11 protein-coding genes are annotated in these 20,967 nt (G+C 41.9%); 6 read left to right on the top strand and 5 right to left on the bottom strand.

Annotated features, from left to right (window positions below; all coding sequences use genetic code 11):
• The 3 genes from CLHUN_RS05570 to CLHUN_RS05560 all read right to left on the bottom strand — a co-directional run.
• A partial coding sequence (locus CLHUN_RS05570) for a S8 family serine peptidase (RefSeq protein ID WP_165755673.1) occupies positions 1 to 5,035 on the bottom strand: 5,035 nt, incomplete at its 3' end.
• Between the two features lie 57 nt (positions 5,036 to 5,092).
• A complete protein-coding gene (locus CLHUN_RS05565; protein ID WP_080063587.1) occupies positions 5,093 to 9,610 on the bottom strand; it encodes an RCC1 domain-containing protein in 4,518 nt (1,505 codons plus the stop codon).
• A gap of 222 nt (positions 9,611 to 9,832) precedes the next feature.
• Positions 9,833 to 10,429, bottom strand: coding sequence for a cysteine hydrolase family protein (locus CLHUN_RS05560; RefSeq protein ID WP_080063586.1), 597 nt, complete (start codon positions 10,427 to 10,429; stop codon positions 9,833 to 9,835).
• 205 nt (positions 10,430 to 10,634) lie between these two features.
• Here CLHUN_RS05560 and CLHUN_RS05555 point away from each other — a divergent pair, with 205 nt between their 5' ends.
• The 4 genes from CLHUN_RS05555 (at position 10,635) to CLHUN_RS05540 (ending at position 14,372) form a co-directional block, all read left to right on the top strand.
• Positions 10,635 to 11,642 carry an Ig-like domain-containing protein gene (locus CLHUN_RS05555; protein WP_080063585.1) on the top strand — a complete coding sequence of 336 codons (1,008 nt, stop codon included), beginning with the start codon at positions 10,635 to 10,637 and terminating at the stop codon, positions 11,640 to 11,642.
• Between the two features lie 142 nt (positions 11,643 to 11,784).
• Positions 11,785 to 12,588, top strand: coding sequence for an ABC transporter permease (locus CLHUN_RS05550; protein WP_080063584.1), 804 nt, complete (start codon positions 11,785 to 11,787; stop codon positions 12,586 to 12,588).
• 1 nt (position 12,589) lies between these two features.
• Positions 12,590 to 13,384 (top strand): ABC transporter permease, encoded by a 795-nt coding sequence (locus tag CLHUN_RS05545; protein WP_080063583.1) that lies wholly within the window; start codon positions 12,590 to 12,592, stop codon positions 13,382 to 13,384.
• A 4-nt stretch (positions 13,385 to 13,388) separates the two neighbouring features.
• On the top strand, positions 13,389 to 14,372 hold the full coding sequence (locus CLHUN_RS05540; RefSeq protein ID WP_080063582.1) for an ABC transporter ATP-binding protein: 984 nt from the start codon (positions 13,389 to 13,391) through the stop codon (positions 14,370 to 14,372).
• Here CLHUN_RS05540 and CLHUN_RS05535 read toward each other — a convergent pair.
• The gene (locus CLHUN_RS05535) at positions 14,369 to 14,962 is read right to left on the bottom strand and encodes a LemA family protein (protein ID WP_165755672.1); all 594 of its coding nucleotides are present in this window, start codon (positions 14,960 to 14,962) and stop codon (positions 14,369 to 14,371) included. The two genes, CLHUN_RS05540 and CLHUN_RS05535, sit on opposite strands and share 4 nt — an antisense overlap.
• Before the next feature lie 706 nt (positions 14,963 to 15,668).
• Here CLHUN_RS05535 and CLHUN_RS05530 point away from each other — a divergent pair.
• Complete coding sequence (locus CLHUN_RS05530; protein WP_080063580.1) at positions 15,669 to 17,129, top strand: dockerin type I repeat-containing protein; 1,461 nt, start codon at positions 15,669 to 15,671, stop codon at positions 17,127 to 17,129.
• A gap of 202 nt (positions 17,130 to 17,331) precedes the next feature.
• On the opposite strand, the gene CLHUN_RS05525 is transcribed toward CLHUN_RS05530, so the two are convergent.
• Positions 17,332 to 18,258 carry a hypothetical protein gene (locus tag CLHUN_RS05525; protein ID WP_080063579.1) on the bottom strand — a complete coding sequence of 309 codons (927 nt, stop codon included), beginning with the start codon at positions 18,256 to 18,258 and terminating at the stop codon, positions 17,332 to 17,334.
• Positions 18,259 to 18,855: 597 nt separating this feature from the next.
• Between CLHUN_RS05525 and CLHUN_RS05520 the strand changes: the two genes are divergently transcribed.
• Complete coding sequence (locus tag CLHUN_RS05520; protein ID WP_080063577.1) at positions 18,856 to 20,688, top strand: CotH kinase family protein; 1,833 nt, start codon at positions 18,856 to 18,858, stop codon at positions 20,686 to 20,688.
• Positions 20,689 to 20,967: the final 279 nt, after the last annotated feature.

The raw sequence follows: 20,967 nt of genomic DNA, 5'->3' as shown, positions 1-20,967 counted from the left end.
CCAATAGCCTTCCCAGTACGTCGTAGCTCATTTTCAGCAGGCTGCCGTTTTTATCCGTCTTTTGCAGCAGGTTTCCGTTTAAATCATATGAATAGTTTTCGATATTTCCATTTGGATCTGTCATTTTTGTAATGTGATAAAAACGGTCATATTCATATTTGGTAGTTGAATATTCACTGTCTCCCGAAACTGAAACATTGTCCGCATTAGTAATATTTAATGGCGAGCTGAGCCCCGTGAACATTCTAAGCTTATTTCCCGAAAAATCATAAAAGTACTGTGTATAGTATTCTGTGGCCTCAATGCTGTATTGGTTATATTCAGGATCAGTATTTTTATGTGTAATAACCTTTATGAGCCTGTTCCGGCTGTCATATTCATGGTCCTTCCTGGAATAGGATAATTCCTGGCCGGGCATATTATTGGTGACCATGTCCGTAACCATATTTCCGTTGCTGTCATAGTAATGCTTTTTGATTGTATAATATATTGTGCCGTTTTCATTTTGGAAGGGTATTTTTTCTTTTATCAACCGTCCCAGATTGTCATATTCATAGGATGTCCAATAGACAGCGGGGCTTGTCAGGTTGCTTTTGTAATCCGCAGTCCGTTTAAGCCTTCCCAATGCATCATATTCTGCTGTTGAAAAGGTTCCGTCTGCATTTGTTGTCCTGATTACACGTCCTGCAAAATCATAGTCAAACCTGGTAGTATAGTCAAAATTTGAATATACCCCGGGCTCGTCATATGCACGGGCAGTTTTTTCCTTTATTTTATTACCCACATAATCATACTCAAAGGTATCCAGGTACTCCGCCCCGTTATGAAGACTGCCTTGTTTCACAAGCCTTCCCATTTTATCCGTATAGGCCACCGAGGTTATTGACGGCGCATTTGCTTCCCCAAGAACTGTTTTTGTGGTTTTTAAAAATTCACCATTATTACAGGCGTCGTCATATGTGTAGCTCTCCTTATACAACAAAGCATCTGAGTTTTTTGTATCATTTATCTGCTTTACTTGAAGTCTGCCGTCCTGATAGTAAGCATAGTCTGTCACAGCTCCGCTGACCAGATCCTTTTCCCAGTCAAGCCGGCATTCCTGATCGTAGGAATACTGCTTAACCGGAATATACTCCGCCTTTCCCGTACCGGGATTTTCGTTATATACCTGCTCTTGTACAAGGTTGCCCAAGCCGTCGTAAACCAGCTTACGCATATTGGCCTTTGCAAAGTATAAAACATCACATCCATTCTCATCTGAAATCCTAACGCTGTTTTCACTTGGGTCACTTATATAGCTCCACGATTTGAAAGGGCCACTCTCCACGGATTCCCTGTACATCCTCCCCAGCCTGTCATATGAATACTCCGTCGGTTTGCCGTTATTTGAAACTGTTGTTACATTGCCATACCAATCATATTTGTAGCTTTGGCTGTCTTTCCCGCTTTCAAAATATTTTGCTGTTAAGCCATCGGCATCCCGTATGTCCATAGTCCATTTTTTTGTGACATAAGCACCGTTTAAGATACTGCTGTCATAGAAATACATCATGGATATGTATTCCATAAGGCCGTCCTTATATCTTCGCTCTTCGGTTATCCTTCCGGAAGAGTCATACAAAAACCGTGTTGCCTGTTCCTTTTGTACACCATTTACATATAGCACAGCCCATTCTATATTTTTCGTATCTGAGCTGGGCCGGCAGATTTCTTCAATGGTTGTATTTTGATCCGCTTTATATGTCTTTTTGATAACATAATGATAGATTTCTTCATAAATATATGAGGTTTTGTACTCGTTATTGCCGGTATCGCCGTTTGCCTGAGGACCCCAATAATACAGGCAGTCCCCGAAATCGTTATATTGGAAATTCTGTATCTTTTCCATATATGAGCCCGTGGCTTTATTATAACTTCTGTATGCAAGCCTTGTGGGCAGCTTGTTATTATCGTATGCATAGCTTGCGGCTTCAGTCACAGTTGTACCGTTTTCCCTGGTCTCCTCGGCTTTCAGCAGATGCTTGTAGTCATATGTATATACCTTCGTATTATTGTCAGTATCCGTAACTGTTGTAGTGTAGGTAAAGTCGCTTGAAAGCGCACTGGGATCCTTATACTGCGGATATCCGGAGTAATTATCGCTGGAGTATGCAAAGGTTCTCAGCGTATAATCCTTACCATTGGTATTGTCTTTTCTGCTTTTAGCCCTGTAGTATTCCTGTATGCCCCCGCTGCCTAAATTCCGGGTTGATTTTTCGTAGGTATATTCCGTGCAGGCAGCAGTTGGATATGTAACCCTTTTAATATTTGCAAAGACATTATTTTGCGCGGTCACATAAGAACTCTCTTTTGAGAAGAAGTTATAGCTTGCAGAATCAAAAGAATAGTCAAAGGTAGTTGTCTGCAGTTCCTGATTTTCTATGGATTTCAGAACATAGTCGTCACCGTACCCGCTTACCTTTTCAGAAGTCAGCACTATGCTTGCATTATACGGGTCTGACCAGGAGACAGTCAGCGTCCTGGTATCTGTATTTTGAGTATAGGTAAAGGTGATAACCCTGCCTGCAGTGTCGGTTATCTTCCATAGCTTTGTATCCCCGGTGTAATATTCAAATTTTATCTTGTTATTAAATCTGTCAACCTTACCAATTAATTTACCGTCACTGTCAAAATACTCTTTATTGCCATCCTTATAGAACAAGGCATAATATGACGTCAATGTTCCGTTTGAAAAGCTGCTGTCATATTCAAGCCGGATATCCTTCAAAGTGTAACCCTTCAAATTTGAATCACCGGCTGTGGCTGTAATTTCAATCTGGTAAGCGGAGCCATTGTCCAGGTGCAGGTATTTCTGACCGTTTGCACTTTCTATTGAGGAAAAGGCCCAATTCCAGCCCGAGCCTATATTCCCGGATTTCTCAGCATAGGTGGTGGGATTGTTCACATTAAGGCATTGATCGTAATTTATCCAGATATTACTTCTTGACATGAATTTCACAACATTGTACTTAAATAACGGATCACTGCTGTTTGACCCGTTATTTACCCATAGCTGACGGTATTCCTCATATTTATTGAATGCCTCACTGATATTTGTGGTGCCATATTTTGCTTCAAAAAAGTCATATGGCGGATAGGATACTCCCATTGGCTCCATAAATATATTCTCAACCGGATATATGGAATGAAAACAAAATACGTTATAATTGAAAAGGTATGTTAAATTTTGTTTGTAATCCGCCTCAAACAGTCCGGCATTATTGGAATCATAATTTAAACTCAGATTTAAATCCAGACCGCTTTTGCCCTTGAGGCTGAGCAGGTTTTTGTTCAAGTTTATGCTTCCGGTGTTTTTATCCACGCCCTCTTCTATATCTTTTGTGTATTGTCCCGAATTATATTTATCATATTTGAATGGATTGGATATGGTAGGCGTATCGGCCAGCTCCTGATTGGAATTGTCAATATGAATGTCAACGGTTTCAGGATCATTGGACAATTTGCTTTCAGGTTTTGTGCCTGTCTTGATATTGCTCAGAGCCTGGTAAGCATCTACTATTCCCCCTGAAGCCACTTTGTCTTTCAGCCTGTTGTCTTTTTTTACATTTGAACTTAAGGCATCTGCAATATCATAAACAGATACACCGGGCTTGTAGCTTTTTATAAGAGCTGCCAGTCCGGAAACGTATGCCGCTGACATTGAGGTTCCGCTCAACCTCTGATATGCATCGGAGGAAGGCAGTGTGCTTAATATATCAACACCGGGTGCCGCTAACTCCACTTCTTTACCATAATTGGAGAACTCGGCCAGATTTCCATTTTTATCAACAGCCGTAACCGAAATAACATTGGGCAGATCAAAGCAAGCAGGATATATTGGGTTAATGAGTACATCCTCATTATTATTGCCAGCCGCACATATAAACAGCATTTCACTATTTTTCATAGCTTCTTTCAAGGCAGGATTATAATATTCGCTTCCCCAACTGCAGTTTATTATTTTTACTCCTAGGGCTTTTGCATATTCAATTGCTTCAATTGCATCGGAAGTATATCCATATGTATCGTTAATAAACTTGAGCGGAAGAATTTTTACTTTTGGAGCAAGTCCGCAAATTCCTCCATTATTTTGCAAGGCTGCGATTATTCCTGCAATATGCGTTCCGTGTACGCCTATATCTCCATCTTCGACTATATTGTCCTTATTGACAAAATCCCACCCATTTACGTCATCAATGTAGCCATTATTGTCATCATCGATGTTATTGCCGGGTATTTCATTTTTATTGACGTAAATATTGCCTGCCAAATCCTTGTGGCTTATGCTTATTCCGCTGTCAAGAATACCTACTGTAACCTCCGGAGAGCCTTTGGTTAATTTCCACGCCTTTTCAATATTGATATTTTTACCTGTGATTATTTCAGGTTTTAAATCATTAAATGTTTCAAATTCAGTATCCGTATACACAATATTTAAATCCTTCAAGTCAGGAGGCACTGTGTCAGAAGCAGTCAATATGTAGTTAGGCTGCACATATTCCACGTCCGGGTCGTCTTCAAAATCCTTAACTATAGATTTAATATCAGAATCGCTTCCCACATCTATTATATCTATTTTGCTTTTTGAAAAGCTTTTAAGAGTTTTCATTTTTGATAATTTAGCTTTTGCTTTAACCTTGCTTTTAATATTTTCCCTTTTATTCACATTCCTGTACTTTACAATGATCTGAGATTTCTCCTTTTCCGAAAGAGCTCTTTGGGGCTTTTCTTGTACCACTTCGCTTTCACTCGTCATACTATCAGAAGCATTATTTTTTAAGGAATTATAATACTGTGCCATATCTTCTTTTAAAGCACTATTTTCTTTTGTTGTCTTTTCACTTTTATCGGTAACAGCCGCAACAGAGTTTATACTCTGATTTATATCAGGGCTGCTTCCAACTGAAGCGTTAACAGGAATAGCAGATAACAGGTTGGCAGCCACCAGAACAGCAGTCAATGCCTTAGTTAATTTTTTTCTCAGAAACTTTATCATATATTTGTATACCTCCAAAAGGCTTAATTTATCACTTTTAGCAAATCGTGCTTCTCCCTACTCCACCCTGCAGCTTAATGTGACCGGTCCTGTCACAGCAGCTTTAAGCACTATGACGTTTAATACTCCTGACCAGGTCTTGCCGGCCGGTATGGGCTTATCAACTTTGAATCTGATGACACCCGGATCATTTTGCAGGATTGTTATTCCTGTACCGGCAATAGTCCCAATCCCTTTTTCCTTAAGATAAGTAAACCTGCTCAAATCAGATACGCTGCTTATCTCAGATGGGTCATATGTAACAGTAAAGGTACGTCTCGTAAAGTCATTTATGTTTTTAAGCTTAAAAACAAGGCTGAATTCTTTATCTTTGGTACATGCTGCTTCATACGCTGAAGAAATAGGTTGAAATTCTTGAAGTGTTCCAAATGAATACTCGGGGTTCGCGTAATATGTCATTTCTCCGTTTCCCAATTGCCCATAACAGTTGTACCCCCAGGCCCACACTGTCCCGTCATTTTTCACAGCCAGCTTAGTATATAATCTACCCGAAATTGCGCTTACGCCAATAATTTCTCTTACATATTCCGGTGTTTCCCTCGCTATTGTTGTTCCGTCACCAAGCTGTCCCTTCTCGTTATCCCCCCATGTCCAGACTGTCCCATCATCTTTTAAAGCCATGCTCTTACTAACGGATACTATTCCGCTCAAACCGCTTACTTTTTCCGGTATGGACTTTACAACATATCTTGTTGGTAAAACCATTATTAATCCCCATTCCCAAACTGTACCATCATTTTTCAATGCTACGTTGTGGCTGTCACAAGTGTCAATAGCCGTAATTCCGCTCAATGTATTTACACGCACAGGAGTTGTTTTCACCCCCTCAGATCCACCGTTACCCATTCTGCCATAAACACTATAGCCCCAGGCCCACACTGTTCCATCATTTTTCAATGCCACACTTAAATCACTGCCTCCAGAAACTGCTATTATTCCGTCCAGCCCGCTTACCTGTACAGGGCTTGTTCTTGTTACCTGGCTTCCATCACCAAGTGCACCTAGAGAGTTTCTTCCCCATGCCCACACTGTCCCGTCATTCTTTACAGCCAGACTGTGTTCATCTGCCGCCGCTATTGCTGTAATTCCACTCAATCCGCTTACCTGTGTCGGTATAAGCTTTGAATCTGTTGTTCCGTCTCCCAATTGGCCGTAATTATTGCTTCCCCAGGCCCACACTGTTCCGTCATTCCTTAGCGCCAAACTATAATTTTCGCCCGCTGAAATTGCAGTAATTCCTGAGATACCGCTTACCTGTATTGGCGATGATTTTACTGCCGTAGTTCCGTCGCCTAACTGTCCGTCTGAATTGTAGCCCCATGACCACACTGTTCCGTCGTTTTTCAACGCGAGGCTATGATAGTTCCCTTCAGCAATGGCTTTAACTTCACTCAGGTTATTTGTTTTAACCGGAGAAGTTCTATATGCAGACACATTTTTTCCAAGCTGTCCGTATTCGGAATTGAGCCCCCAAACCCACACTGTTCCATCAGTTTTAACTGCCAGACTGTCCTCATATCCACACCCAATGGAAGCTGCATCATTCAATCCCATTACCAATATTGGTACGCTTTTATTCGCTGTTGTTCCATCCCCTAGCTGTCCACTGCTGTTCTTTCCCCAAGCCAATACCGTTCCGTCATTTTTCAGTACGAGATTATGGGCATATCCCGCTGAAATCGTCATAACTCCATCCAATCCGTTTACCTGTATTGGTGTGGTTCTTGATGTTGTTGTTCCGTCTCCAAGCTGTCCATAATAGTTTCCGCCCCAGGCCGATACCGTTCCGTCATTTTTGAGTGCAAGGCTATGGCTGTCACCCGCCGAAATTGATGCAATTCCCTCTAATTCTGCCACTTGTACAGCTATAGCTTTTGATGCTGTTGTTCCGTCTCCAATTTGTCCATAATAGTTGTAGCCCCAGGCCCACACTGTTCCGTCATCCTTTAAGGCCAAGCTATGATAACTGCCGCATGCAATCGCCTTTACTCCACTGAGACCGCTCACCTGCACTGCCGTGGCCTTATTGATTGTAGTCCCGTCTCCTAACTGTCCATAGAAATTGTAGCCCCAGGCCCACACTGTTCCATCGCTTCTTAAGGCCATGCAATAATCCGCCCCGCCTGCAATGGCAGTAATTTCAGAAAGCCCTTTTACCTGTACGGGTGAAAGCCTCGTTTCCGTGGTTGCATCTCCTAATTGTCCATTTACGTTATAACCCCATGTCCAGACTGTTCCGTCATTCCTTAAGGCTATACCGTGAGAATTACAGGCAGCAATTGAAGTAATTCCATATAAACCCACAACATTGACAGGTAATTTCGCTCCTGTACTGCTATTGTTACCCAACTGGCCCTTATCATTTATACCGCAAGCCCAAACTGTTCCATCGTTTCTCAGTGCCAAAGTAAAGTATGATCCCCCATCAACCTTAACAAACTGTCCTGATACTTCAGAGGTTGAGAATGGACTTAATTCGTCCGTGCCTGCCTGTTCTTTATTACTTTGCATCAGCATGGCATTTAAAACATTTATATATTCATCAGTTGAAATATCATTAAGCGCATTTATACAATTGATTTTTGAGCTGCCGCTTACTTTTCCGGTTAGGCTTGATAAATGCTCCGAGCATTTGACTATTCTTTCTTTTAATTGCACGCAGTTCATTCCTGATGAATTGCTCAAGAGCAGTGCGGCCTCACCAGAAACGAAAGCTGCCGCCATTGAGGTTCCGCTCATCTCACCATATGAATTACCGGTTAAAGTGCTGATAATAGCTTCACCGGGCGCAGCCACATCTACAGAGCCTTCTCCGTAATTTGAAAAGCCGGACAAGCAACCGTCTTTATTTACAGACGCCACCGTTATTATGTTGGGACAATCAAAGGCCGCCGGATATATCAGTGCTTTGTCTATATCCAGACCGCTGTTTCCAGCCGCACATACAAAGAGCATATTTGAATTTTGTATTGCTTCCTTCAGAGCGGGATTTTCGTCAGTGCTTCCCCAACTGCAGTTTACTACTTTGGCACCCATGCTCTCGGCATACTGTATAGCATTTATGATATCACTGGTATATGCCTTTCCATTATTAAATACCTTTAACGGCAACACCTTTGAAGCAGGAGCCACTCCCGAAATACCTACGCTGTTGTCCTTAACCGCGGCAATAATTCCCGAAATATGCGTACCGTGGTTTTCATTAATAAAATTTGCCTGGTCCCATAATAGATTGCTGCTGTCAACAAAATTCCAGCCGTTAGTGTCATCTATCTTTCCATTTCCATCATCATCAAGTCCATTACCGGGAATCTCCCCGGAATTTACCCATACATTCCCTGCTAAATCTTCATGTGCAACGTCTACCCCTGTATCAATCACCGCTATCAATGCTCCATTACCGGTTGACTTTTCCCAAGCGTCCTCCGCTCCTGCATCACAAATATAACTATTATTTTGACTAAGGACTGAATATGTCATATATTCTGGCTCTGTAATACATGACTCATTAGCCAGCTCTGATAATATATAAGGTTCTAGGCTTATAGAAGTGTCCATTTTGATTAATTTTTCCCTTATCTCTTCAACGGGAGTGTTCAACAAGAAATTTCTGAGCTCCCGGCTACCTTCAACCACTTCTCTTAAGTGAGGCGGCAGCATTTTTATCCTGTATTCCATGGATATCCTACTATCTACATTATCATTTTGAACTAATTTTTTCCCCAATCCCCACTGACTGTTGTAGTAAGGATCATCGGACGACAAGCTCAACTGGTAGTCAGGCTGTATATACTGGATATCATTTTCCACATCCTGTTTTTTCAAATCATCTGCTAAGTCTTTAAATTTTTGCTTTTTGTCAAGTACTACAATTTCGAAATCCTTATGCTTATATATTTTGTTAAGCTTGGCCTTATCCTTTAATTTTTTTTCTATTTTATCAAAGGACTTACTTACATTAAACTTGATATCCTTTTTCTTATATTTAATGATAAACCTGTCTGTTTCCACATCAGAGCTCTGTTTATCCAATAAATCATTTTCATCTCCGGATACAGTTATATATCCCGGAGTGACTGCCGTCGGTTGCAAACCCTCAATATCAGTTGCTTCGGAGCCCATTGGCAGCTCTTCTTGTTTTTCTCTGGTTTTAACGTCTAACACATTGCTTTCTGCAACTATTTCTCCTGCTTTATCTTTGGCCTTAATTTTATAGTAATAGCTCGTATTTGGCTGAAGCTCCATATCCGTATATGTAAAACTGTCCACTGCCTTTATAAGGCTGTCATTCCGGTAAATCTCATATGATACAGCCAAAACACTGCTATCACTGCCAGACCACACCAATTCAACCTTTGTATCCGTAATGTTCACAGTGGAAACTGATAAAAGCGGAATTGAAATTTCCATAACAACATTGTCAGTCTCACTTGCGTATACTATTGCGGATAAATTAATCTGAACTGTGAAAAACAATAATAATATAATTGAAATGCACCTTACAATTTTTGACATAAAAACACTCCTTTTGGAAAATTAGACAATATTATGTTTCCATATTGTAGCATTTATTTAGAATTTATGTCAATTTTTATAATAATTTCATTTTTCTATATGAAAAGTTCAGATTTTTCTACTTCAGGAATAATATAAAAGAAGCCATGAAGTACATTTTGTACCTCATGGCTTCTTCTATCTAAATGTTTAGCAGAAATTGTTGGCGTTACAAGACAGATATCACCCCAGCATTTCATATACTTCGTCAACGCTTACCACCTTGCTCCTGCCAAAGGACAGCATTTCCAGCCCCATTTCCTTCCTCTCGGCATTAAAGGAAGCCGTGGTTTCCCTGGGCACGATGCAGTTATAATTTAAAGAAAAGGCGTGGCTGCAGGTTTCCAATACACACACGTCAGTGGCAGCGCCTGCTATAACCAGATTCTTAATATTTCCGGACTTCAGTATCTTATCCAGCTCGGTATCAAAAAAGGCATCCCATCTGTTCTTTACAACCAGGACTTCCCCTTCCCCGGGTGCCAAAGGCGGTATGATTTCCGCATCTGCCGTACCTTTTACAAAGTGCTTGTACTTCCTCACTTCAAATCTCTCGTCAAGCATCTTCCAATCACTGAAATCCTCTTGATATTCGGTTTTGACATTTACCACCAGCATACCGTTCTCATTAAAGTATTTCTTTAATTCTATTATTGGCGTTACAATATCCTCCTGCTTTGACACGTCCACATCCAGCATTCTGACCAAGGAGCCGTCCGGCGCGCCGCCTCCGTACTGCATATCAATGACCAGCAGTGCGGTTTCATTCTTTTTCAGCATATTTTTTTCTTCCTTTCATCAATGATTTATTTAACTGACGCTGCATATGTTTATATGAATATATTAGTTTAACCATTTTTTGCAGCCTGTGCAACAGAAATATCACTTTTCACCGTTGAAGGCCGGCACCATATATGATAAACTATTTACAGGTTTGCCATATATAATGCATTTATTCCTCACATTCTATGAATGGAGGATTTTAATGTCGCACACAAGAAAAACCCTATTTCCCATGTTTTTAGTCTTTTTATTACTCTCTTTATCTCTCCCTTTTCAAAAGGTATCAGCAAGTTCCACCGGTTTCATTTCTTTTATTTTACTCTCAAAATACAGTGCAACTGTTGATATCGGAAAAGAATTCCATATCCTTGCAGTCACTTCCAACGGCAGCCTGCCAACCTGGAAAAGCAGCAACTCCGCCATTGCTTCTGTCAACACCTACGGTAAGGTTACGGCAAAAAAAGCAGGCACTGCCACTTTGACAGCAAAAATCCGGAATGCAGAGGCTTCCTGTAAAGTAACGGTCAGCCAGACTAAAATAACCATAAGTCAGGCCTCTGCCTCCATAGAACGGGGCGGAAGGCTCAAGCTCTCAGCCTCTGCTTCAAACAGCTCCAAAATTATTTGGAAAAGCAGCAAGGCAAGTATCGCCACTGTTGACGAGAATGGAAATGTCACAGGTCAAAAGCCCGGTGAGACCGTAATAACAGCATCCTCCGACGGAAGCAGCGCTTCCTGCAGGGTCAGGATCAGGCCCCCTGCCGTAAGTCTCAGCAAAACCCGCATATCCTTGTACAGGGGGCAGAAGCTTCAGCTTTCAGCCTCCGTATCCTCAGGCTTTATGCCTGTGTGGAAGACAAACAAGCCAAGTGTTGCCGTGGTTGATGAAACCGGCAGTGTCACCGCAGTAAAAAATGGAACTGCCACCATCACCGCCGCCATTGACGGTGTGTCCAGAAGCTGTGAGGTAACAGTAAAAAAACCGGATATACTCCTAAGCTCTTCGGAAATAACCCTCAAAAAAGGAACAGCTTACTTCTTAACCGCAGCCGTTTCTTCAGGAAACCTGCCTTCCTGGTCTTCAAGCAATCCCTATGTGGCCAATGTGGACAGCACCGGAAAAATTACCGGTGTCAAAAAAGGTACAGCCTACATTTACTGTTGGGAGGATGGTACTAAGGTCAGAGCTGTCGTACATGTTACCCAATAGTCTCATAACGGAATAACATTTTGTGGGGAATAAATGCAGCAAACCAATTAACTCTTGTCGCAAAATGTAATTTATGGTAATATGTAATAATCATTCTGTAACTTTCGCTTTTTTGTCATTTCAAGGGGTTTAAAGGGATATTATGAAGGTTTTCATGGAAGTCATAAAATTAAATTTCAAAGTTATGTTCCAGTATAAATGGACCTTTGCTATGACCGTAATTATCCAGCCTATCCTGCTTTTAATAAACATGTCCCTTTTTAAAAGCATATATGCCTACAATGATACAACGAGCATAAAGGGCTATGGCTTTGAGCAGATGGTCTGGTATTATACCGCGTATTATGTAATTCTGAGTTTTGTGTGGAATGGAATTACCCATCAGATATCAAGAAAAATTTTATCGGGACAGTTGGCAACAGATTTGCTGAAGCCGATTTCTGTATTCCGTTTTATGCTTGCAGGGGCCATCTCGTCAAGAATCGTTGCAATGCTGGTAGATTTTTTGCCGGGTATGCTGATTTACAGTCTGATACTGTTTCCCTCATTTATGACCGTTCAATCCTTTTTTTCATTTGTTTTGATAGCGCTGCTGGCATTCGTTCTTAACTATATGTTTTCCTTCCTTCTTGGAATGTCTGCCATGATTATAAAGAACAATATGTCCATAAATGCCATAAGAGAGGTACTCCAGGCAATAGTGGGAGGAGGTCTCATTCCTCTGGAGTTCATGCCTGTATGGCTGAACAGGATTTTTGATTTTTTGCCCTTTAAGTATATAATATACTGGCCCATTCAGTTCTTCCTTAACAGGGTGGAAGGCAACCGCCTGGAAATGCTATTGCGGGTAGGATTTCTGCAGATTGTCTGGATAATTGTATTCTATGCGGCCATTCAGATTCTCTGGAAGAGTCTCATAAAGAAGTTCTGTGCTGCTGGAGGTTGATATGCTGAAATTATTGAAATTGATAAAACTTTTCCTCTGGAACTGTAAATTGGATATAGCCCGCAGTATGGAGTACCGGTTCGACTTTATTCTGGGCACCGTAATAGGCCTTGCCTTTTCCAGTTCAGGCCCCATCCTTCAATATTTGATATTTACCCAGACCAAGGGCTTTCCGGGCTGGAACCTGGAGCAGATAATCTTATTCCAGGGCATATTGCTGTTTATATCAGGTGTAAAAACCATGATTTTTGGCAGCAATACTTATTTCATCAGCGATATAGTGAGACAGGGTGACTTTGACAGGCTGCTGCTGAAGCCCTATAGTCCTATGGGCATAATACTGGCCAGCGGCTTCAGCCTTAACAATATAGGAGCTCTTATTCCGGGTGCGGTTATAATGGTTTACTCCATAATCAGAATGAAACTGTACATAGGCTTTGCTCAGATTTCAGTCTTTCTTCTGGCAGTAATTTTCGGCCTTTTACTGTACATGGGCTTTTTGGCGTTATACAGCAGCATAGTGATAATAGTGGTTCAGATAGGAAGACTCGATGAATTGATGTATCAGTTTTTAAGGTTCGGAGAATACCCCGTCAGTATTTTTTCCAAAACCTTAAAAACAGCCTTGATTACATTTATACCCTTTGCCGTGTGGGTAAACATTCCTGCCAACGCACTGCTGAACAGGCTGGATTATACCGTACCGGTTACTTTCGCCTTCTGTGTGTTGTTTTTCTATGTAAGTCTCAGGATTTGGAACCAATGTCTGAAAAAATATACCAGTGCGGGAGGTTAAGCACATGAACCAATACATAATAGATGTTGAAGGCTTGAATAAAGTCTTCAAAGTACATAAGAGAGACAAAGCAGGCCTGCTCTCTTCCTTAAAATCCTTGTTCAGCAGGGATTACACGCTGGTCACGGCAGTGGCCGGCCTGGATTTGAAAATCCGCCAGGGCGAAATCCGGGGACTTATAGGCCCAAATGGCGCAGGAAAATCCACTACGATAAAAATCCTCTCCGGCATCCTTTATCCCTCAGAAGGCAAAGTAAATGTCATGGGCTATACCCCATGGACACAACGGGAGGAGTACGTAAAGAATATAGGTGTGGTCTTCGGACAGAAGTCCCAGTTGTGGTGGGATTTGCCGGCTATCGACACCTTTGCCCTCAACCGGCAGATGTATGGTATTTCTGATAAAACCTTTGACGAAAACCTGTCCTATTTTAAGGAGCTTCTGAAAATCGGTGATGTGATTTCAAAGCCCGTAAGACAGCTTTCATTGGGTGAAAGGATGAAGTGTGAGTTCGTCTGTGCCATGCTGCACCAGCCTCCCCTTGTTTACCTGGATGAACCTACAATCGGTCTGGATATTATTTCAAAGGAAGCTATCAGGTCTTTTATCAAGAGTGTCAATAGGGACAGGGGAACCACCTTTATAGTTACCACCCATGACTTGAGCGATATAGAGGACCTCTGCGAGAACGTCAGCATAATAAACAGCGGAAATATTGTTTTCAACGATTGTATCGATAAACTGAAAACATATTTTTCCGATAAGAAGATTATTGAAGTCAAATTTAACCGCCAGGTAGACCCGGCTCTGCTCGAAGGCTTCAAGGTGATTTCCGGGGGCCCCTTCAATGCAAATATAGAAATAGAAACCTTAACCACAAGCCTGCAGGATGAGATATCCAGAATTTTTAAAATACTGCCCGTACAGGATATAAACGTAAACAACATAAATATTGAAGAAGTCATAAAATACATATATCTGAGCTAGCAACTGCCGTTATCCGCATCAAAGTAGTTTATCAGGCCGAATCCGTTGATTTTCGCCATCACAGATGTGGGAAAGGTGCTGATTGCAGAATTGTACTCTTTCGCAGAGTCATTATAGAAAATGCAGGCCGTGCTCAATTCATTTTCCACATCCTTCAAGGCCATGTCAAACCACTCCGGCTGTAAAGCCGTTTCAGCCCGGTCTTCAGCCGACCCTTCCATTTTTTCGGCAAGAATGTCCTTTACCATTTTTTGCAGTAGGTAATACTCCTTAAAAACGGTATCTTCGCCTTCAGAATTATTTTCACCTGAAAGCAATCTGTCAATCAGGCTCAGTTCACTTTCTCCAAAGGCTGCACTGTCTTTTATTGACTCATATGCCTTTTCCAACAGGGTTCGTCTTTTTCTCAATGCCCCCTCAATGTCGTCCCGAGCCTGGCTTATAGCCAGCCTGCGATTTACCGTTTCTATTTGCGCCCCCCAGAACATCAAGGCTGTCAGGAATATAAACACTCCTGCAAATACTCGTAGGTCTTTTGTTATATAGTAAAAAAACAGGCTGCACATTAATACAAACAATAACTTATACAATTTATGCACTCCTTTACTGTCATTGTGACCGTATGTACCTGTCTGTATATTCTGCTCCTTTATTGGCGGGAAAATCAGCACCATTAAAATTAAGTGCTAAAAGAGAACGTGTTTTGCAATAATATCCACATATGTATTATTCTATATATTTACCATTCCATATATTCATTAGCTGAAGAGTTTAATTCACAGCGAATATACAAATACTATATAAATTGTATATCTTTTGAAACAATTCATCAATATTTTAGTCAAATTTGGAATTTACATACAAAAAACCATGTGTTATACTTTAATTGCCATATTTGTAACACATATCTAGTTATTAGTCTGAATAACTTCGCAACATATGATTTTTTCTTTATTTTCATTTTATACCTGTATTGATTAAATAATTTGAGACAGCTAATTGGTTATGACAGCACATTCCTGGAGATTTACAGGAGAGGGGGGGTGAGATTCTCTTGAAAAGACAAACATAGAAAAAATTATCAATATCCTTTGCTGCTGATTTTTACACCCCTATATGCGATTTTTAAAAAACATCCAATATCCTGCCCTATATTTTTATTGATACAAATTATGCCCCAAATTAATGGCCTGACTGCTGCCTTTTTTTGTGTCCTGCCTTTGCGCAGACAGACAAGGGCGCTTAATCAGGCTTGAAGCAAGAAAAAATCAAAAAGAGAAAACAGGAGGTAAATTTATGTTCGTGAAAATGAGAAACACCAAAAGATCAGTAATGTTTTTTATAATTATGTCTATGTTAATTTGTATGATAGCAGTTCCAGGCGTGGGCTTTGCAGCAAGTCTGGTTTATGGAGACCTGAATGGTGACTCCGCCGTGGATGCTATTGACTACTCTTTAATGAAATCCTATCTGCTTGGAAAGCTGACCGATTTCCCAAGCTCCCAGGGGAAAAGTGCAGCAGACCTTGACTACAGCAACAGCATCGATGCGCTGGATTTGTCATATCTGAAGCAGTTTTTGCTTGGAGTAATCCCAAAGCTCCCTGTAGGCAATCCCCCTGATGAGCCCATACAGATTCCTTCCTTCCAGTCACTGCAGGCAATTACGAAACTGCCTGATCCCTTTATGTTTAAAACAGGCAGCAAAAAAGGAACCCGCGTCAGCAGTATAAGCGAATGGAATTCCCGCCGTGCTGAAATCAGTGCCCTGGCCCAGGCCTTTGAATACGGAGTTAAACCGCCGAAGCCCCAGACGGTTACAGGAGCTTTCAGCAGCAATGCTATTACTGTTACCTGTACACAAAACGGAAAGACCATTTCCTTTAAATGTTCCATACAGTATCCTACCACCTCCAAGACTACCTATCCTGCAATGATAGGAGTAAATATGAACACTCTTAATACTTCCGAAATACTGAAGCTGGGAGTCGCCCTGATCACTTTCCCGGCAGATGAAGTGGCACAGCAGGTTGATGGAAGTTCAAGAGGCAAAGGTAAATTCTTTGACCTGTACGGCAGCAGCTATGATGCAGGTGCACTTATTGCATGGGCCTGGGGAGTAGACCGTCTGATTGATGCTCTTGAAACCACACCGGCTGCTAAAATCGACCCAACCAAGCTGGGTGTAACAGGCGGTTCACGTAACGGTAAAGGTGCTCTGGCAATTGGAGCTTTTGATGAGAGAATAGCTCTCACTGTTCCTCAGGAATCCGGTAACGGTGGAGCTTCCGGCTGGAGAACCGCAGATGATCAAAAGAGAAATGGTGAAGATGTACAGACTCTTTCCCAGATAGTTGGTGAAAATTGCTGGTTTGCAAAATCACTTAACCAATTTGTAAATAACACTACCAAGCTGCCCTATGACCATCATGAAATATTGGCCCTATGTGCACCCAGAGGCCTGCTGGTCATTGAGAATCCAGACTTCACCTGGCTGGGCAACCTCAGTTGCTTTAACATATCAACTGCCGGCCGGATGGTGTATCAGGCACTTGGCGTAACCGACAATATGGGCTATTCATCCATTGGAGGACATGGTCACTGCCAGTTCCCGGCATCGCAGCAGCCGGAATTGACAGCCTACATCCAAAAGTTCCTGCTGGGACAAAACAGCAACACCAACGTGTTCAGATCAGATAAGACCTATACTTTTGACAAGGCAAAGTGGGTTGATTGGACAGTGCCGACACTGCAATAAGGAATTTCAGATGCCAATATAGGGATTAGGCAGCATGGTTATATACAAGCAGTCAATTATGTTTTTTAAATTAAAAGTGGGGGTATGGTCAAGAATCTGCCCCCACTTTTATATCGCTTATCCAGTACAACATTGGATAAATAGGGTGCATCAATTTAAAAAACATATCCAAATTATGTGCCAGGATTTACCGAATGCCGTACTAATATCCGAATTTTTCAGGATAGGCGGCAATGGCTTCAAAGGCAGCCGCCTTATAGATGCCTCCCCGGTCATAATCAGGTTTGTCTATGCTGCCCGCCTCTGTTGTGACCCCGCCGTCCTTGACAAGCAGAGTTATATTTAAATTGTAGGCTCCCTCCACGTAATTTATATTAATTATACCGTTGCTCCTGTAAAATATGCCGGTAATTTTGCCGCCTCTGTCCTCCAGCTTTTTTACAATTTCCGGTGTCCCCTTTAATTCAAGCAATTGCTCCAGGCTTATTTTTATCCCTCCATATTCCTTCAGCGTACCGCTTGCTTCATCAAAATATAAATAATACGGCTTCCAGGTATGTCCTCCCGAACCATCCCGCAGCAGGTCAAACGAACCGGGGCAGGTTATGAACTGTTTTTCTCCGGCGTATTGCAGGGACTCCCCTGCATATTCAATCTCATAGGGTTTTCCCTCTTTAACAGACCAGACATGTGAAATAGAGCCGCTTCCTCCATAACCCTCCTCCACATGAAACAGTTTCTGACTCCCCACATCCCAAATCTCCGCTGAATCCACATCCGCACCGGCTTCCAGCAGCATTTTTACAGTGGACTCATCTGCGTACCATACCTGCCCGTTGAAATAAGCCTCTCCGTTTTCCCCTTGGGGTTCCACCAGAGCAAACACTTCCCGTTTAAGATTTTTATCGAAATCATCGGTATATAAAACTGAAATTTTGCTCTCCCGGCCTGCAGCCAGCTTCAGTTCCTCCATAAGCCTGTCAGTTCCTTCCGCGGCTGTTTCTTTGCCTGCAGCCAGGCTGCCGCTGCCAACAGGACTTATAATGCCTGACAGTACGAATATGCCGGCTGCCAATATAAAAACTCCCAAAACAATGAGCAAAATAGTTTTTTGATATTTAATTTTCATAAAAATCCTTTCTTCCATAATTGATTATAAATGATTTCAACATAAATTAACCTGTTGTGCCGGTTAATTTGACAGATAAGTTTTCATGCCCCGGAAGGACACAACGAGTTAAATTAAAATATCTTTTTCTCTGACTTGTTTATTTTATGGCTATTATTTTTAATTTTACTATAAAATGTTAAATTATTTCAATCTTTGCAGCACATTTCTCATTTCTTCTGTTTTATTCAAACCTCTCCCTGCATACCCTTTTATCCTCATAATTCTTAAATAACATAAGTTATCAGCCTGCTTCCGAATCTATCAACAGCTAAAAAATCAAAAATAAATGCCCGTTTTGCAGCTTTATTTTAAAAATAAGGTTTTTTTACAATATTTTCATGAAAAAGAAATTATTTCAGGTTATAATTATAGTTGTAATTTTTTCCTATTTATGCTTGCTTTTGTTATTTTTAAATCCGGTGCAGAATAGGTGCCTCTGTTCCTTGAAAAATTCATATGTAATGTTTATTTGCCTTTTTAGGTAGTTACTGCAGAGTATTGTGGGAAAATCAACCACAAGATAATTATTAAAACTTAATTGAGGAGGTATTTTTTATGAAAAAATTTCGTATTCTTGCCTTGTCGGCAATAATTGCAATTGCCACAAGTGTGTTTACGTTTATGTATGCTTCTGCAGCTCCGTTGTATGGTGACGTAAATTCAGACGGTGCCATAGACGCACTGGACTATTCCATGATGAAGGGAGCCCTGCTGGGGGTAATGACTATTACCAATCCTTCGGCTGCCGATTTGAATGGTGACGGCAGTATTGACGCCATAGACTGCTCATTGCTGAAGCAGTATCTTCAAAACCTTATATCCAAATTTCCGGCAGACAAAGGAGAAGCCACTCCGGCCGAAGCACTGACCGGTGACATTGTCTTCTCGGTGCCCAGCAGCACTTTTAAAAATCAAATTTCAGTCACACTAAACTCCAAAATTGCCAATTCTCAAATTCGATACACTACCGACGGTAGTGTTCCAACCATAAATTCTACACTGTACAGCAATGCCCTGTCATTTGCAAAAACCACGCAGCTCAGGGCCCAGTCCTTTATAAACGGGGCTCCAAGCGGCGCAGTGGGTACTGCGGTATATGTAGCCAGCTCCATCGACGCCAAGCACGACCTGCCGGTACTGATTCTGGATGCCTATGGTAAGGGAAAACCGGGGCGTGAATACATAGATACTGCAATAATGCTTATGGAGCCCAAGAACAATGAGGCTTCCCTGCTGCAGGCCCCGTCTCTCGCAACTCGCGGAGGCTTCCATGTGAGAGGCCAGTCATCCGCTAATTTTGAGAAGACACCCTATCGTCTGGAACTGTGGGATAATGAAAATAAGGATGCCAAATACCCCATACTGGGTATGCCGGGAGATGGAGACTGGTGCCTGCTTTCACCTTTCCCTGACAAATCTCTTATCCGTAACGCCCTGGCTTATGAAATGGGAAAGAGTATCGGCCTTCAGGCACCTCGCTATGCATTTGTGGAGGTTTATCTCAACCTGGACAACCAGCCGGTTTCCGCCAGTGATTACCAAGGTGTCTACCTGCTCACAGAGCAAATAGAAATTGACAAGGACCGTCTGGACATAAAGAAGCTTAAGGCGGACGACCTGGCAGAGCCAAAAATCAGCGGCGGTTATCTCATGCAGTTTAACATGATGGCCACTGACGGTCCTCTGGTAAAAGGTACAGGCTGGAGCGACCTGGAAATTGTAGAACCGGATGATTTGCTTCCTCAACAATTGACATGGATATCCAACTACATCCAGAAAGTCCAGAATGCCATTCACAGCACGACGCCTTCCGACCCTACCACCGGTTATCCCGCATACATAGACGTTGATTCCTTCATAAATTACATTATTGAAAACGAGATGGCCCGTCAAGGTGACTCATACATGCGCAGCACATATATATACAAGGACCGTGACAAGAAGCTCAAGGCAGGTCCTCTCTGGGATTATGACCTGGGTTATGACTGTGTGAAAATGATGGGCATGCCCACTTCCTATGTAGAAGGCTGGCAGTTCCAGCCTATGTTCCCGGGAATGAGCACTACCGTGGACTGGTACTACAAGCTGATGCAGGATCCCAGCTTCCAGGCGAAAATAAACGCCCGCTGGCAGGAGCTGCGTAAGGGTCCGCTTTCCGACGCACAGCTCACAGCCCTGGTTCAAAGGCTGACAACACCTCTGAACAATGCCGCAAAACGCAACTTCCAAAAGTGGAATAATCTTAACACATCTACTGTTGGCGGTTTCGGCACACAGACTACACAGACATGGGAAGAACAGATAACGATTCTTCAAAACTTCCTGTTAAAGCGAGCCGCCTGGATTGACAAATCAGGCTGGAAGCCGACAACTTCCACTTGGCCCTGAGCCGGTTGACAAGCTCTTCCACTAGCTTCAAACACGCTTTCAGCCTCTCTCTTTCCTGATAAAAGACCGGCTGTCCAGGTCACAAGGAAGAGGAAGGCCGTTTTGCACAACTGCGGGACTACTTTGAGGGTGGCAATTCAGCATATATGGTAGCAGTGCTCGTTCAGGTACAATACTTATATTTAAAGCTGAAATAACAGATAAAGCAAAAAAGACAGTAACAGGTTTTTAACCTTTTACTGTCTTTTTCTATTTTTAATATTGGAGGTTATCTCAATT

Source organism: Ruminiclostridium hungatei (assembly GCF_002051585.1).
Taxonomy (GTDB): Bacteria; Bacillota; Clostridia; order Acetivibrionales; family DSM-1351; genus Ruminiclostridium; species Ruminiclostridium hungatei.
Note: the sequence above shows the minus strand (reverse complement) of the source record. Positions and strands in the feature narration are given on the sequence as shown.

Coding starts and splice junctions, on each gene's coding strand:
- CLHUN_RS05565 (WP_080063587.1), bottom strand. CDS start 9,610: ATGTCAAAAATTGTAAGGTGCATTTCAATTATATTATTATTGTTTTTC.
- CLHUN_RS05560 (WP_080063586.1), bottom strand. CDS start 10,429: ATGCTGAAAAAGAATGAAACCGCACTGCTGGTCATTGATATGCAGTAC.
- CLHUN_RS05555 (WP_080063585.1), top strand. CDS start 10,635: ATGTCGCACACAAGAAAAACCCTATTTCCCATGTTTTTAGTCTTTTTA.
- CLHUN_RS05550 (WP_080063584.1), top strand. CDS start 11,785: ATGAAGGTTTTCATGGAAGTCATAAAATTAAATTTCAAAGTTATGTTC.
- CLHUN_RS05545 (WP_080063583.1), top strand. CDS start 12,590: ATGCTGAAATTATTGAAATTGATAAAACTTTTCCTCTGGAACTGTAAA.
- CLHUN_RS05540 (WP_080063582.1), top strand. CDS start 13,389: ATGAACCAATACATAATAGATGTTGAAGGCTTGAATAAAGTCTTCAAA.
- CLHUN_RS05530 (WP_080063580.1), top strand. CDS start 15,669: ATGTTCGTGAAAATGAGAAACACCAAAAGATCAGTAATGTTTTTTATA.
- CLHUN_RS05525 (WP_080063579.1), bottom strand. CDS start 18,258: ATGAAAATTAAATATCAAAAAACTATTTTGCTCATTGTTTTGGGAGTT.
- CLHUN_RS05520 (WP_080063577.1), top strand. CDS start 18,856: ATGAAAAAATTTCGTATTCTTGCCTTGTCGGCAATAATTGCAATTGCC.